The sequence below is a fragment of the Flammeovirga yaeyamensis genome, assembly GCF_018736045.1.
Lineage (GTDB): Bacteria > Bacteroidota > Bacteroidia > Cytophagales > Flammeovirgaceae > Flammeovirga > Flammeovirga yaeyamensis.
On sequence record NZ_CP076133.1, the window covers coordinates 1506529 to 1523164 of the forward strand.

At 31.0% G+C, this 16636-nt stretch carries 12 protein-coding genes; 7 read left to right on the top strand and 5 right to left on the bottom strand.

The window, feature by feature from the left end; genetic code table 11:
• Positions 1–11 precede the first annotated feature (11 nt).
• The 5 genes from KMW28_RS25805 to KMW28_RS25825 all read left to right on the top strand — a co-directional run bounded on the left by KMW28_RS25805 (position 12) and on the right by KMW28_RS25825 (position 9120).
• The gene (locus KMW28_RS25805; protein ID WP_169663792.1) at positions 12–2333 is read left to right on the top strand and encodes a hypothetical protein; all 2322 of its coding nucleotides are present in this window, start codon (positions 12–14) and stop codon (positions 2331–2333) included.
• Positions 2333–4510 (top strand): caspase family protein, encoded by a 2178-nt coding sequence (locus KMW28_RS25810; protein WP_169663793.1) that lies wholly within the window; start codon positions 2333–2335, stop codon positions 4508–4510. The genes KMW28_RS25805 and KMW28_RS25810 overlap by 1 nt, the downstream gene beginning before the upstream one ends.
• 3 nt (positions 4511–4513) lie before the next feature.
• Positions 4514–7375, top strand: coding sequence for a caspase family protein (locus KMW28_RS25815; protein ID WP_169663794.1), 2862 nt, complete (start codon positions 4514–4516; stop codon positions 7373–7375).
• 116 nt (positions 7376–7491) lie between these two features.
• Positions 7492–8637 (top strand): BamA/TamA family outer membrane protein, encoded by a 1146-nt coding sequence (locus KMW28_RS25820; RefSeq protein ID WP_169663795.1) that lies wholly within the window; start codon positions 7492–7494, stop codon positions 8635–8637.
• Between the two features lie 312 nt (positions 8638–8949).
• Entirely contained in the window at positions 8950–9120 is a 171-nt protein-coding gene (locus KMW28_RS25825) for a hypothetical protein (protein WP_169663796.1), read from the top strand.
• A gap of 67 nt (positions 9121–9187) precedes the next feature.
• Here KMW28_RS25825 and KMW28_RS25830 read toward each other — a convergent pair whose 3' ends face one another.
• Positions 9188–9793 (bottom strand): DUF1684 domain-containing protein, encoded by a 606-nt coding sequence (locus KMW28_RS25830; protein WP_183363940.1) that lies wholly within the window; start codon positions 9791–9793, stop codon positions 9188–9190.
• A gap of 102 nt (positions 9794–9895) precedes the next feature.
• On the bottom strand, positions 9896–10720 hold the full coding sequence (locus KMW28_RS25835) for a hypothetical protein (protein WP_169663797.1): 825 nt from the start codon (positions 10718–10720) through the stop codon (positions 9896–9898).
• A gap of 231 nt (positions 10721–10951) precedes the next feature.
• On the opposite strand from KMW28_RS25835, the gene KMW28_RS25840 reads away from it, so the two are divergent.
• Both KMW28_RS25840 and KMW28_RS25845 read left to right on the top strand, forming a co-directional pair.
• Positions 10952–11251 carry a 2Fe-2S iron-sulfur cluster-binding protein gene (locus tag KMW28_RS25840; protein ID WP_066214990.1) on the top strand — a complete coding sequence of 100 codons (300 nt, stop codon included), beginning with the start codon at positions 10952–10954 and terminating at the stop codon, positions 11249–11251.
• A 129-nt stretch (positions 11252–11380) separates the two neighbouring features.
• On the top strand, positions 11381–11974 hold the full coding sequence (locus KMW28_RS25845; protein ID WP_169663798.1) for a MarC family protein: 594 nt from the start codon (positions 11381–11383) through the stop codon (positions 11972–11974).
• Positions 11975–12044: 70 nt separating this feature from the next.
• On the opposite strand, the gene KMW28_RS25850 is transcribed toward KMW28_RS25845, so the two are convergent.
• The 3 genes from KMW28_RS25850 to KMW28_RS25860 form a co-directional block, all read right to left on the bottom strand.
• The gene (locus tag KMW28_RS25850) at positions 12045–14633 is read right to left on the bottom strand and encodes a TonB-dependent receptor domain-containing protein (protein ID WP_169663799.1); all 2589 of its coding nucleotides are present in this window, start codon (positions 14631–14633) and stop codon (positions 12045–12047) included.
• A gap of 216 nt (positions 14634–14849) precedes the next feature.
• Positions 14850–15518 carry a hypothetical protein gene (locus tag KMW28_RS25855; protein WP_169663800.1) on the bottom strand — a complete coding sequence of 223 codons (669 nt, stop codon included), beginning with the start codon at positions 15516–15518 and terminating at the stop codon, positions 14850–14852.
• A 171-nt stretch (positions 15519–15689) separates the two neighbouring features.
• Positions 15690–16004 carry a hypothetical protein gene (locus KMW28_RS25860; RefSeq protein WP_158297881.1) on the bottom strand — a complete coding sequence of 105 codons (315 nt, stop codon included), beginning with the start codon at positions 16002–16004 and terminating at the stop codon, positions 15690–15692.
• Between the last annotated feature and the right edge of the window lie 632 nt (positions 16005–16636).

The window sequence follows — 16636 nt, forward strand, 5'->3', positions numbered from 1 at the left end:
TTTACGAAACTATGAAAAACAGCATTCAATATATCATTACATTATTACTTCTACTTTGTAACGTTTTTGTATTCGCACAAAACAAAGAAAAAGAAGAAGAAGATATCGCCACAACTTTAGAAAGAAAGAAATACGAAGATATTGATTATAAGAAGTATTACCCTGAGTTAAAGCCTCAATATGACACTGAGATATCTGATGCACAGTTACAAGAATTAAAGAAGATCATCAAATATCAACCTTTAGAGGTCAATCCTTTATTTCAAGTAAGTGAATACTATTATCAAAGAATCAATTCATTTGATGTACTTAGACAATATCAAGCAATTCAATCAACATGTGATTCAGCGACTCGATATATTGAATTATTTGAGAAAAACCTCACAGAAAAAGAAATCAAAAAGAAATGGAAACGCTATTATTTAGAGTTTCTTCAATTTCCTGCAAATCAAGGAAAAGGTTTAGAAAAGGTAACTCAAATTGAAATCCAAAGTGAGCTAGCGAGAAGAAAGGAAGTGCTTGCAAAACAAAAATCAGAAGTTGATAGTATATATATCAATTTCAAAGAATGTATCAATGAGTATTTGATTGCAAATGAGCAATTTAGAGAGGTGTGTGGAAAGTATCCAACCATAAAAGACTTTTACATTTTAGCAGAGTATGATAATGTCTTTGAGGAAATTCAACCGATAAAAGATCATTATTTAAAGGCATTAGAAGCTTTCCAAAGATATAAGCAAGCTTTAGAAATTCATCCTATTGAAGGTTATACTACTGAAATAATTGAAGTTGGAATTGATAATTATAGAATTCACGGTTTAACTACAACAAGCTTCTTAAATGAGGATATACGAATGTGGAATTATGCAAAATGGTTTGATGATGTCTCACAATTTTATCAAGCTGAAATTTTGCCTATGAGAAGCTTGGTAACAGCGTATGATCATTATTTGAATGATGTAATTAATCAAAAGGAAAAATCAAACGTTCCGAGTGAGGATCGATTCTATTTAGATGTCCGAAAAATAGGTAAGATCAAGAAGTACGATCCAAATGCATTTCCAGTAAATATTTATGAATACAAAGAGCAAAAGATAAATTTATTAAACCAAATCACTTATTCAGAAGTATTGAATTCTGGTAGAAAGGGGGATTTAAAATACATTAGATCACAAGCTGATATTTGGACAGAATGTCGAAAAGCGATTCATCGTTTAAGGAAAATACCTACTGATCAAAACAGTATGGGTTATAAAAAACATGCAACATTTTTTGCTCAAGAATACCAAGATGATTTATCAAATTATGTCAATAATGAAAAATCTAGTATAAAATTGACACAGCAAAAATCAGAGGATCTATTAAAAACTATTATAGAAAATTACTTCTCATCAACCCTTTCAGATTCTGCTCAGTTTGTAGCTTATCAAAAGGATTCAATTAGTTTGGAATCTATTCAGGAAACAAACGATTTTATAGTCAGAAGAATGAAGACTATTCATACAAGACCGAATAAAGATGATCATACTTTAGTAATAGGTACTATAAAGGACAAGAAAAGTTTAGCGGTTTTTGTGGCTGACATCGATACGTTGAATGAAGTTAATTGGCTCTCAAAATACGAATTTGATAAGAAAGAGTATCAAGATGCTCCCAACATAGATATTCCAAATATTAATGTAAAAGGAGGTGTTGTTCATTTAATGCTTTCTGCAGAAGGAATAAAAGTGGGCGATAATGAAATAAGCCTTGATAATAAAGTAGTCATTTTTGATGCAAAAACTGGCAATCAATTAAATGAAATTCCTGTTTCGAGTCAGCGATACCCAAGAGTTTTCGAATATTTACAGGAAACAAAAAGTTATCTGATTGCTTACAAAGGGAAGACTAAAAATTCTATTCAAGAATACGATACCTTAAATATTCAAAACATTAAAATTGATGGAGAACAATTGTGGTCATCGAATTACTTAATGAAAGGAATGATTACTGAAATTCTTCCACTACAAAATCAATTTTTATTGGTAGCAAATATCAATAAGCTAAGTGATATAAATGAGACCAACGTCTTATTGGCCAATAATATGGAGTTTGGTAAGTTTAATACTGCCATACTGAAAATAGATAGTTTTGGTCAGGCAAAAGATGGCACAGTCCTTAAATCAGAACAACCTTACGAATCGATATTTGCATTATCTGACTATGATAACACATTAAATCTTATCGGTGTGAAAGGAGATTATTCAAGAGATAAAAACTATACTAATAAGGATCTCATGCTTGTAAGTATGAGGATAAATAACCTAAAAGTAGAAGAAAAAAATATTCAATAATGAAAAATATTAATATAATAGTATCGATCGTTTGTCTCATTCTCATCTCTAATTTTTCTTCTGCTCAAACAGTTGAAGAGATCTGGGAAAAACACATGAAAAGTGCCCGAGATTGGTATGAGTTAGATGAATTTGATAATGCCTTAAAGGATTACGTTAAAGCAAAAGAAACTTTACCCACAGATTCTGTTGCTTATTTAGAAGGAGCGATGACGGCGGCTTATGCCATGAATGAAGAAATATTCGAAAAATTAAAATCGGAATTTTCTTCAGTATTTAAATACACATCTCCTAGTTTTTATGATTACTCTGAAATTCTTCTACAGTCTCGTATTCAAAATCAAACGGGTAATTTAGAACAGCTGTATAAAATTGGATTGGATAAATATCCACATCATACAGAGATGTATGCAGGTCCTTTACTAGGTATATATTTCGAAAATAATCAAATCGATGAGGCCAAATCATTGTTAGAAAATTCATTGAATAAAGTAGATAACCCTGAGTTTGCTTATACATTAGGGGTGATTTATCAAAATGAGGGTAAGATTGATGAAGCCATAAAGACTTATGAGAAAGCATTGAAAATTGATCCTAAACACATCAATACCAACTACAATATAGGTACTATCTATTATAATCAGGCAGTTCGAAGCATTAATAGATTAAATGATTTAAGTGTTGAGGAATTCGAAACAAGAAGCTTAGAAATGAATAAGGTGGCTTTAGAAAAACTAAAAACTGCCAAACCTTATATCGATAGAGCCGCTTCTGATGAAAATAAATCAACAGATGCTTTCGAATTTCTTCAAACTACATTGGTATTAATTGATCATGTAGAACACATCAATGAAACAATATTAGAAGAAAGAGAAAAGGATAAAAGTATTATTTCATTTTCTAAAGATGAGAATACTTCTAGCAATCTAAATGAAGCTCCAGTTGTACCTACAGTAAAATCTCCTGTAATTGAGAAATCTACTAATGAAGAAGTAGTTGTTAAAACAGAAAAAAAAGAGACATCAAAAATTCTTCCAGCTGAGTTAATGATGTCCAATTTACAGTTTGTATATGACAATGGACAATCGACTCTTGCAAAGGGAGGATCAGGAAAAATTAAACTTAGAATCGAAAATTGGGGTGAGGGTACATCATACAAACCCACTGTGAAATTATTAGCTTCTATGTCCATTACTGGATTAAATTATGACCGATCAGTAAAGCTTAAGGATATTGCTCCTAATGGAGCCGTTGATGTGGAAATAAATGTGACTTATGAGAAGCCAAATGCAGTATCAAGAGGCTTTAAAGCGATAACAGCAACTCAAAATAAATTTAGAGTAATGGTTTCTGATTCCCTTAGAAACCGATCTGAAATTCAGGAATTTGTTTTGAATCTTGATCAAAAAGACGTTGATACAACTCCTGCAATGGCGGTGAAGACTGTTCAGGCAGGTAAAAACTATTTAGTTCTGATTGCGGCAAACAATTATACTTCTTGGACACCTTTAAAAAATGCAGTAAGTGATGCTGAAAACATCAAAAATGTATTATTGAACAATTATCATTACGATCCTGAAAATGTCTATGAGTTATACAATGAGAAAGTGACTAAAACAGAAATATCAAAATTGGTTAGAGATTTAGCTGCTAAAGTAGGTGATGAAGATAAATTATTGATTTACTATTCGGGTCATGGATATTATGATGACTTCACCCAAGACGGTTATTGGGTACCCGTCGATGCGGACCACTCAGAAGAGGATATGTCGACTTATTTACCTAACACAACCATTTTAAAATATATCAAAGCTTTAAAAACTAAGCACACCTTGCTAATTTCTGATGCGTGTTACTCTGGTTCTATGTTTAGTGTGAGGACAAGAGGAATGAAATATGCTGATCGAGTAGAATCTTTACCTTCAAGGTGGGGACTCGCTTCTGGTGGATTAACTGAAGTTTCAGATGGAGAAGAAGGTGGACATAGCCCTTTTAATAAATATTTAACAAACTATTTAAGAAACAATACAAGTGAGAAAATTACAATTCGTAATTTAGCTATGTATGTTCGTGAATCTGTAATGAGTAATGCCGAACAAGAGCCAGAAGGAAAACCTCTAAAAGATGTTGGTCATGAGGGAGGTGAATTTGTTTTTCAACTTAGAAACTATCAATAAACTATGAAATCTAGCATTCAACTATTTCTATTATTTATACTATCCAACTATTGCTTTGGTCAGCACTTAATGATTGACCCACAAGGTCATTCATCTCTAGTAAGAGGAGTAGCTTTTTCGAATGATAATAGTAAACTAGTATCGGTTTCTGAAGACAAAACCATACGTATTTGGGATTTAAGAAATAATGAATTAGAAGAAACGCTATGGGGTACTTATGCTAAAGGTAAAGAAGGACGTTACAATACCTTAAGTATGCATCCTAAAAAGAATATGATAGCGGCAGCTGGCTATTTACCCAATAATGAGATTAGAATTATTGATTTAAACAACTCATCACAAACGGCTTCATTTATTGGACACACTAATGTGATTACGGATTTAAGTTTCTCTCCTGATGGACAATGGTTATGTAGTGCTAGTGCAGATAAAACCGTGAAATTATGGTATGTACCTTATTTGAAATCAACAAAAACCAATTTTACTCTTTCTATAGATGAGTTCCAAGACTTGGTTTATTCAGTAGACTTTTCAAAAGACGGTACAAAAATAGTTTGTGCCTCATTCGACGGATCTATTAAGTTATATCAATTAAATGCAACAAAAGATAAGGCTACTTTATTAAATACATGGGAAACGTTTGAACCTGTAACGAAAATCAAATTCTCTTCCAATCATATTATAGCAGGAACATCAAAAGGTAAAGTATTTATTTATTCTCCAAAAGGTGAGGAGGAAGCAGTTATTCCAAGTGCAAAAGGCTATATCACGACTATTGATCTTCCAGAAAGTGAAGATGAATGTTTGATAGTGGATTCTAAAGGAAACCTTACTATATACAACACATCCAATTGGTTAAAGAATAAATTTATTCCTGCTGAAAAAGGAATTATCTCCGCTGCACGATTTGCTAATAACACTAATAAATATGTGGTGTATGCAAAAGGTGTGGAAGGAATGTTATCCATTTATGATATTGAAAAAGAAAAGAATATCCTTCAATTCGAAAGTGATGGTATGTCGAATAAAAGAATAGGAAGATCAGAAGGGAAACGTTTTGCTTTATCCGTAAATCATAAGAAAAGACAACCTTACAATAAGGTATTTGATTTCGAGAAATTAGTGATGGAACTAAATGTCGAGAAGCAATCGGAATATGAGATGCCTGTGATTGAGGGTCAAGGTATAACATTAAGAAAAATTAATGCGTACACTTTGCAGATTGGGTCTTCGAAAGTAATAAATGATAAAAACAGAGATAAAGCAATTAATGCTTATTGTTTTACACCAAAAGGAAATGTAATTGTATCGAGTGGTAACTCATTAAAATTATATAATCAGAGTGCTCAATTAGTAAAAGAGTTTCATGGTCATAGTGCTTCGGTTATAACTGCTCATGTTTCTAAAGATGGGCGGTACTTAATATCATCAAGTGATGATCAAACGACTAAATTATGGAATATTGAGACAGGAGAATTATTAGCGTCCTTATTTGTTAGTTTACACAATGAATGGGTGTGTTGGTCGCCTAAAGGATATTATCATGCATCAGCAGGAGGCGAAAAATATATTGGTTGGTTAGAAAGTAAGGGAATAGGTGAACTAAGTAATTATTACTCTGTTAATTTTGCAGATAAAAGATATCATAAAAAGGAGGTGCTTATAAAGATTATTGAAATGGGGAGTTTCGATCAAGCAATCAATGCATTAGGTTTGAAGAAAGTTGACCCTGAAGAACTTGTAAAACAACAGCCTAGAATTGAGTGGGTTTCTCCAAATTTACATACTCAATTAAGAGGTACAGATTTGGTGAAAGTAGATGCTACGATAACATCAAAATCACAATTGAAAACAGCAAAAATATTAGTAGATGGTCGTCCGAAATCAATAGATTTAAATGCTGTTTCTGAAGTTTCTGGACTGTATAGTTATCAGATAAAGGAAGAATTCAAGACGCATCATGACCAAATGAAAGTTCAAATTTTTGCAGAAAATGAATTTGCTAAAATTACTTCTAAACCTAGAAGCATATCAAAAATTAATCCAGAGAATACTTTATCAGATGTAGGATTTGATATTGAAGCTTTAATGAGTTCAATAACTAAAACCCAGAAAAGTACCCAAAATATTTACTTATTATCTATTGGGATTTCCAATTACAACGATAAGACTTTAAACCTGAATTATGCTGACAAGGACGCTTTAGCAATATCTGATATTTATAGAAAACAAGCCAATGGCAAATTGTTTAATGAAGTTTTTGTCAAGGAACTAACAAACGAAGAAGCGAAAAAAGAAAACATTTTAAGCGGATTCCAATGGTTGTCAAAGAATGCAACTTCTGATGATTTAGCAGTTGTTTTTATTGCTTCTCATGGATTGAATTGGGAAAATAATTTCTATGTGATTCCTCATGATGTAGATCTTAAAGACGTTGATAAAAGTGCTGTGAAATGGGCTGATTGTGCGAATGTGATGACACAATTACCGTCACAAGTTTTACTTTATGTGGACGCATGTAACAGTGGTCAATTAGGGGTGAATATTGCTCATTCTGATAATACTGAATCTATCCGATCATTATCTAGTGACGAAAATGGTGTGATAATTATGTCTGGTTCGACAGGTAAAGAAAGTTCTTTAGAAAGTTCTGAGTGGCAACATGGTGCATTTACTGCAGCGATAATTGATGGACTTGGAGAAGGAAAAGCGGATTACTCAGGAGATCAGATTATCTCTTTAAGAGAACTGGATTTATATATCGCAATGAAAGTGGAGGAATTAACAAAAGGAAAGCAACATCCAACAACGCAAAAACCAAGTACTATAAGTGTTGTGAATGTTGGAGAAATGATACCTCAGTAAACATATTTTAGTTTGATGAGTGATCTAGATGATTATTAGTACTAATTTTATGGTTATATTTAGAACAAATAGAAACTTAATTAGTTATTAACCTGATCACTCTTCAAACTCTATTCATGAAATCAAGACTTTGGTTTACCATTCTCTTTCTAAACTGTATTGCAAATTTATTAGCTCAGGAAAAAGTTCAGCAAGATTCATTAAAAGATAAAAACTTTGTCGATAAACTAATTGATATTGTCACTTATGATTCTAAGTCTTTTTCAATGACTACTTATCCTTTAGGGGGGTATAGTGAACAATTTGGCTTTATGATAGGTGCAATGCCTGTATTTACTTTTGCTAAAAGTGAAAGTAACAATAATGACAAATATAAAAGACCTACCACTTTAATTCCTTCAATTTTAGTTTCTTCAAAAGGTTTATTTTCTACAAAGGCAAGTTTAATTTTTTATGGTAAAGAGCACTTGAACCTTCAAATAGATGGTATATATCAATATGTACCTTTTAATTACTATGGTGTAAATGAACTAACACCAGCAGATACAGTTTCTTTTTTTAATCGTCAGTTTGCAAGTTTTGGTGAAGCAACTTACGAGATGAATGATATTTATTTTTTAGGTTTTAGGTATGATATCCAATACAATAAATTAGAAGATTTTGATCAGATAATAAATGAAAATAATATTATTGGTTTAAATGGAGGTTTTAATTTTGGAATTGGCCCTACATTTAAAATAGATAACAGAAACGATGTGAATTATCCATCAAAAGGACAATTACTTTCTGTTGCACTAAGTTTCTATCCTAAATTTCTTGGGAATGATTATCATTTCTCTCATTTTTTTATTGAGTATAGTAAATTTTTTAAAATACGATCTGATAAAAATATTCTAGGTTTTTTTGCTGCATTTCATGCTCAAGAAGGGGATGTCCCATTTTATTATTTAAATAAGTTGGGAGGAAGTAAAAGAATGAGGAATATCGTTCATCCTCTACGATTCATTGACAAAAACTATTATATGACACAGTTAGAGTACCGACGTCATTTATTCTGGCGATTGGGTATGGTACTTTATGGAGGAGTGGGTAATGTGTATGGAAGTAAAGGGACTTCTGCTTTTGAAAATGTAAAATACTGTGTTGGTTCTGGTTTTCGATTCCAATTAGTTGATGGTGTGAAAGTGAATTTCCGTTTTGATTATGCCATAGGGAATTATGATCAACAAGGATTTTGGATTACTCGTAGAGAAGCTTTTTAATTTTAATCAAAATGTTTTTTTGTAATAATTTACTTTACCTAATAATCTTACATGGAATTTTAAGCTAAGATTTTTGTTTAGATAATACAATAAATGGCCTTTTTGACTAAATCAAACAAGTATATCATGTAATTATTAATGATTTCTTTTCAGAATAGAGGTATGTAATATATTCAACCATATGTTTACAAGTGTTAATATCTTGAATTTTTAATCACCAATTACGTTTAATTATATGAAAGCAAAGTAAAAATTACATTGTAAGTATAACTCTCAAAAATCCTTACTATCATTTTGTAAACTTCTACTGTTATGAAAAAGCTACTTGTAACTATTATTGTTGGAACGTCAATTTTATTTGCTTCTTGTACACCAAAAGCAGATCCGCTTCCATATTTACCAAAAAAACAAATCAATGAGTTTTTTGTAGAACATGATATTCAATTAGATACTACGTCTGTAAGCATTCCAGTAGGAGAATAAGTTTATTAGACAGTAACCAAAAAAAGCAGATCTTAGATTTCTAAGGTCTGCTTTTTTCATTTCAAAACTAATTGGCTTTCTTTGGCGATTTAATCCCAGCCTTTATTTCAGTATTTAAAAAATTATCTTGAGGAGGAATAGGGCATGAATAACCTTCTGTGTATGCACAGTATGGATTATATGCTTTATTAAAATCTACAACAATGGTTTTCCCTTTTGGTATACTTAGATCAATATATCTTCCAGCCCCATAAGTCGTATTACCATTCGTTTGATCCATGAATGGTAAAAACAAATAATCTTTATATTCATCGCTTTTCTTTAATCTTTCACTCTGATAAACATTTAGTTTAAATGTCTCTCCATTGATTTCAAACGACAGCGTTCCATATTTTTTATATTGTGCCATTCTTGATGTGGATGTTTTCATCCCAAAAACTTTGCCTTTATCTTTCTTGAATTTGGCGATAACTCTATAGTTTAGGTCAATTGGGAAAAATTCATGCCCTTGAAATTCTTTCAGCTTTTCCCCTTTTAAAGGAGAATGATCTGGGTCTTTATAATCAGCTGTAAGTTTAGCTTGAAACTCTTTTACTTCATCAATCTCTTTATTTTGAGAAAAAATTGCATTGATAAAAATAAAAGAGAATACAATTGTGGGAATTAGTTTCATGGAATAGAAGTTTAATTGTAAGTCGAAAAAATGTAGATAGATGATTTTTGATAAAAATTATTCTATCAATGTTTAATATGGCTTCAATTTAATTGATTTAGATCAAATGGGAAAGCGACCACCAATCTGAATGGCTTGTTGATTGTAAAAAAAGTGTTGTTCAGCTTTATCATTTTTATTTGTAGTTGATCGAATATCGGGCATATGTACAAAGCCAAGTTTTAAATCACCTTGTATAAATACATAATCAAAAAATAGGAGGTTAAGCCCAACATTTACATCCAACCCATATCCTGATAAATGAAAAGTATCATTTCTTTCTTTACCCAAAAGCTTTGAATTCGTTTTGGGTAAATGAATACCAGCACTAAAACCTTCAGTAACATTAACTCCAATGTTGGGGCCATTAATTTTTTTGAAATTAAAGAGCTGATCAAATCTATTCAGACCGAAATAAAGATAATTTAAACCATCTGTATGTTCGAAGGTGAGGAAGTCTTGAGAAAGCTGAATGGCTTCATTGGTATATACATCATCATAAGGAGTTCCTTCGTTAATTAAACCATTGATGTAAACGTCTTGATTTTGAATCATAACATATTTCATATGATCGACTCCAAATGAAACATTCCAATGTTCATTAAAGAAATACGATATTTTAAAATTATATTGAGGAGTAGTGAAATGAACAAAGTAAGCATTAAAATCAAATTCAGTAGGGCGGTGTGTAGCCATTACATCTTTTAATGTAAAATCGTGTCCTTTACCTTTAAATCTGATATCCGAATCAGAGTATGAGGACCAATTCCATCCCCATGAAATAGTCAATGCTTTATTTTTGAATGGTTTTATTTCTTCAGAGTTCTGAGCATTTACAGTAATACAGAAAAAGCAAAAAGTAAGGTTTAACGTAATCGTTTTTAGCATACACCAATAGTTAATTATAAGTAAGTCATAGTTAATTTATAGTAAATCAATTTAATAAGCTAAATAATGATATTGTTCTATGGATTGAACTTATACTATTTCAACGAATCATTTATTTATTAATATAAGTTCCATGGATGTAGATCTTAGAAAACACATCATTGAATTTTAATCTTATAAAAAGATCCATAATTTCACGAAAATTTTTATTCAGAATGTATCAAAGCCTCAATGATTATTAAAGTTGACAATAAAGAATATGATCGACATGAAAGGGATAAAACCCTGTTAGATTTATTAAAAAGGAATAAATTGAGTATTACACATCCTTGTTATAAGACAATGAGAAAATATGGAACATGTAATTCTTGTTTAATTGAAGTGGATGGTGAACAAAAATTATCTTGTGGCATCCCACCTGAAGAGGAGCTAAATTATATTCTTGATAGAGAAGATCTAAAGGAAGCTAGAAAAAAGAAAGCAAGAGAATTTAAAGAACACTTAGATAAGATGAAAAGACTTTTTGGTTAAAGTCAATTTTGATGTTTTTGTGTAACTACTATTTTATTTTATGTAACTCATCGGGTGTGGATATTTGGACATTTGTATTATTGGTTATGGCAACCAACAAACAAAAAATCAAAATATAAATTCTACACTATGGAAATCTATTTTCAAGGAATTCTGACCATTTTCTCATTAGTTAATCCTGTAATATGTTCTCAAATTTTTGGAAGTATCGAAAGAGGAAGATCTTATCAGCATAAACTGAAAGATCTTACAGAATCTATACTCACAATAGGTTTTATATTAGCTATTTCAGCATTGTTAGGATCAAAATTATTACACCTTTTAGGTATTAGTTTAAACGCTTTTCAGGTAGCTGGAGGATTAGTGTTAATGAGTATTGGATTTAGAATGTTGAATAAAAAAACAGAAAATTCAACAGAGGAAAAGGAAAAAAACTTAATGCCTTTTATACTTTTTGCTGCTAGCCCTGGAACCATTACAGGTGTGATTACTTTAGCCATTTCTCAATCAGAAGATCATTTTCCTAGTGTAGCACTTATTTCAATTTTATGTGTATTGATAGTCTCTTGGATAATTATCGCTTTACTTTCTAAAGGTGATAATACAAAACCATCAAAGACAAGTCAGATTACTACACCATTTATGGGGTTAATCATTATTGCCATGGGAATTCAATTTATCCTTGAAGGGATTTTACAATTCTCTGAATATTTTAATGTGTAAATAGATTAGTTTTAGTTATAAATATAGATTAGGTAAAAAGGCTACCTTTTTGAGGTAGCCTTTATCTATATTAGAACTCTTGAGCTCCAAATTCTGATTTCACCTTCTTCGATTTATTTTTCGAACTATTAAAGTTATAAGTGATATTGATGATCAATTGATCCACTTCGTAGACATAATTTGTTGTAGTATAAAATTGTTGTCTTTGAGAGGTTCCGTTGGTCAATAGAGCATTATAATCTCCACTTGTAGTAATTCTTTGCTCATTCGTATTTAACATACCCATATCCATATTCAGCCATTGAAAATTTACAGCCAATCTTTTGTCTAAGAATGTCTTTTTTATGGAAAGGTTAGGAGAGTAGAATCGAGAATCTCTACCTTGGGCGGTTACTCTTTCCGATAAATAATTAAATGAGAAATTAGTACTTAATGTCTTTGTGATATCAAAGGTTGTGTTAATATTAAAGCTATACTGCCAAGCTTTTGTATCCACAGGAATACTTATTAACCAATCGTTATCTGTATCATTATAATTAAATTGACCTTTAATATGTTGATGATAAACATTACCTCCAGCATAAAAGTCCCACCACTTTGTTAATTTTAATGAAGTCCCTAGCTCAAAACCAAATACTTTACTATTCCCTACATTAGTATAGATACGGTTTAAAACAGAATCACTATCAAATGTATTTGTTCTATTAATCAAGTTTTCTGTATTTCTAAAGTAAGCGGTAGCAAAGATACTATGGTCACCAATTTCTTGAGTGGCACCTAATTCAACTAAATCAATAAATTCAGGTAAAAGATCCGCATCACCTTGTTCTAGTGTTTCTGAATGTTCTTTTTCTTTAAATGGATTCATTTTAAAAGTAGTCGTTCTTTCCACTCTTTTACTGTAGGCTGTTTTTAAGGCAAATCCATCATTTACTTTATATTGTAAATTTGCTGATGGGAATAATTTGAAGTAATCATATTTCTTTATTTCCCTTTGATTTTCAGGTTGTAACTGACCATTTTCATAGCCCAAGAAGTCAACTTGACGATCCATATACTCTGTACGAACACCTACACCATACGTCCAATCGCCCTTTTCTCCAGCCAATTGCCCATAGGCTGAGTGAATATTTCTCTTTAGGTTTAAGTTAGACGAATAGTTGTCTACAACTTCCCAATTACCAGTAGGTTTACCATCAGTAAGATTTTCTCTTTCATATAAGAAATCACCTTTATGATCTAATGTTCTGAATTGATATCCCACTTCGAACTGACCTAATTTTGATGGTTTGAAACTATAATCAAGATTAGCACGGAAACCATTTAAAGGATTCTCGTTAGTGTTTCTTTCTCTTAAGTAGAAGAAATTCTGATTTTCTGGAGTTGAGAAATTATCTCTTTGGTTGTCGTTAAATGTTGGACCACCTAATAAAGTATATTCATACAAAACTGATGCTTTGATTTTTGAACCATTATTAAATCGGTGATCAAAATCGAAACTAGAAACAAAGAAATCGGATTGTCTATTTCTAGAGTTATGGTTGTAATACTGAAAAGGAGTAGGGTCACCTTCAAAACGATTATCATTATAATAAATATCTGCAAGTCTTGTTTTATCTCTAATACCACCCATAGCAGCAAAATGTAGAGAGGTATTTTTAGTTGCATCATATCCTAATGATAAGTTCGCTGAATAGTTTTCTTCCACATAAGAGCGTTCTCCATCAGAAGGGAATCTGAACTTTGGATAATCATCAATTTGAGTCCACACATCACCTTCACGGCGACCTGTTTTATCATTTCTTTGATAAGAACCTCCAATAGCCCAATTCAATTTATTTTTTTGTTGAGCAATAGTAAAGTCACCACCATATCTTAGAGGCATTTTTGCATTGTCATAAGGTTCTACGCTAGGTAAACCAACTCTTACATTTACTTGAGCAAAAAGGTTATCAGTCGCACCTTTAGTAGTGATAATATTGATAATTCCTGCTTTTCCTTCTGAATCGTATTTAGCTGAAGGAGCAGTAATTACCTCTACATTCTTGATAGAATTGGCAGGCAATTGATTCAAAATAGTCGCGGCATTAGTTTGTATGGGTTTACCATTAAGTAAAACCACAAATCCTGATGTACCTCTTACAGATAAATCGCCTTCAGCATTAATACTTACAGAAGGCATATTTTTTAGAACATCAGTAGCAGTACCACCCGCAGCTGCTTCAAATTTAGTGGCATCATATACTTGTCGATCAACTTTAGTGACTGCAGTTAACTGTTCGCCTTTGATCTCAATTTCTTGAAGCATTTGATTATCTTCTTTTAGATAAATAGTTCCAAGATTTAAAGGCTGACCATCGATTTGAATGTTTTCTTTCACAAAAGTTTCGAATCCCATAAAGGCCACAGTTAATTTGTAAGTGCCTTTTTTAAGCTTGTTGATATTAAAAATACCTTCCGTTTGAGTAACTACTCCAGTGATCAGTTTTTCGTTCTCTTGATTGTATAACGCAACAGTTGCGTATTCAATAGCATTCTTGTTACTATTTTCAAGTACTTTACCTGTGATAGTATTCTGAGCTTGAAGTAAGTTCGTAGAGATAATAATAAGTGTCACAATTGAGGCTAAATAGCCTACACATTTGGATAATAAATTCATTTTCTTGGTTTGAATGAATAAGATTGTCGATAATTTGTTAGCGTGACAAAATTAGGAAAGTGAATTGATAAAGTGTGGTATATTTGAAAATAATGTCAATTATTGATAGTACTTTTTAAAAAAGGCAAACAAAAGTGTTTGCCTTTACTTAGGTAATTGTAGTATAAAACAAATCGTCAAAAAATATCTTTTTTGAATACTGTGTAATGATTATAATTAATTTAACCTTACTGAAAGTCTTAATCGCAATAAAGGGAACCAAGTATAATCTTTCATATTGGATTCCATTTTTTGTTCTTGACTCGACATATCAGTGAATAATTCAGTACCATAGAATTTGATATTGGGATTTCCTAAATAGTATGTCCCCATATCAAGCCCAAATCCAATTCTTTTCTTTGGAACTGCACGACCTAAACCTATACCTAGATAGGGTGAAAGTTGATTCCATTCCGATTCAAATCTAATCTCACCAATATCATCAGGTGTTAAAGTACGTACGCCTAAAGTAATAGGTTCTGTATAACTACTTATAAGTTGAACACTATTGCTGAACATATATGCTAAACCAGCAACAATTTTAAAACCACTTCCTTTAAAAGGTAAGTATTCGATACGTAAATCAATATTTCTCATATCAACATTAGCCGTACCTTTCAAGCTTTGGCTATCATAGGTAACTACTTGAGAAAAATTATCGATTTTGAGATAATTAAAGCTTAGACTGCCATTAAAATGTTCATTTAAATTTCTAGAAACATCAATACCTAATCCGTTAGATCCGCCACTTACACCAATAGCAAATTTATTGGTCTTTGAATAATCTTGGCCATATGAATTCAATAGCACGAATAGAAAAGAGAGCAATAATAATAGTTTTCTCATTTTAATTTAGTTGGGTAAAGGAATGATTAAAACTATTAAACTTTTATGAGATTTAAATCCCCCTTTTTAGGGATTTTGCAAAATGTTATGTGATAATACTATATAAATGAATGTATTATACAGATTCAAGTACCCTGATACAGGGTTATATAATAAAAAAATGAGTTTCTTTTAAAGAAACTCATTTTTTAGAACTATAAATTTTTCTCCTACTACTAACTCATCACTACCTGTTTGTTCTTGATAAATTGTTTTCAATAAGAATACATCTTCCCAGGTAATATTATTCGGATTTTTTTCTAACACCTGGAATAATCTTCGTGTTAAAGAAAAGAATCCATCTCCATGTAAAATAGTCATTTGAATTTGTGAAACCTCAACAGTATGTACTTTCAAGAAGTTTTTATCATCTGAAGAAAGTACAGAAGATTGTGTTGCTATAAAGAATAGGGAAGTGGTGATGAATTTTAATACAAAGTGTTTCATAGTTGAAGAATTAGTCATGTTTAATATTGATATTTCAAATATAAAGTAACATTGTTACATAACAAAATAAATTGATAAAAAACTGTAAATCAAACAGATAAAATATTAAAATGGTATTTTCTGTAAATATTTGATATTAAAGGAGATAAGATAAGTTATAAAATTCTGTATTTAACATAACATAAATTATATTATACTATTTGGTATTTTTCGTGATATGTTAATTCTAGAGATAATACAATATTGGAATCAAAAAATAATGATATTAAAAAACCCAACACAAAAATTTGTTGGGTTTGATCATTTAATATTTCGTACAATTATATTCTTTGCATTCAGATATAAAATGTGGATTCTCAGCTAATGGATCACAATATTCATCAACTGTATTTACAGGAGCACAAGAACTAAAGATAAACAGGACTAATAATGTTAGGTAGTATTTCATTTATTTATTTTTAAGCATTGAGATAGTTCATTCATCGTTAAAAATGAACTTCAAAATTAGATTTACAATCATCTTAGAGCAGCTGAATAATTAAATGGTTGCTATCAAATAATTACTGATTCTATTTATTATGTTCATTTATGACTTTAACAATAAATATATAAATAATGTGAGATTGTAAATT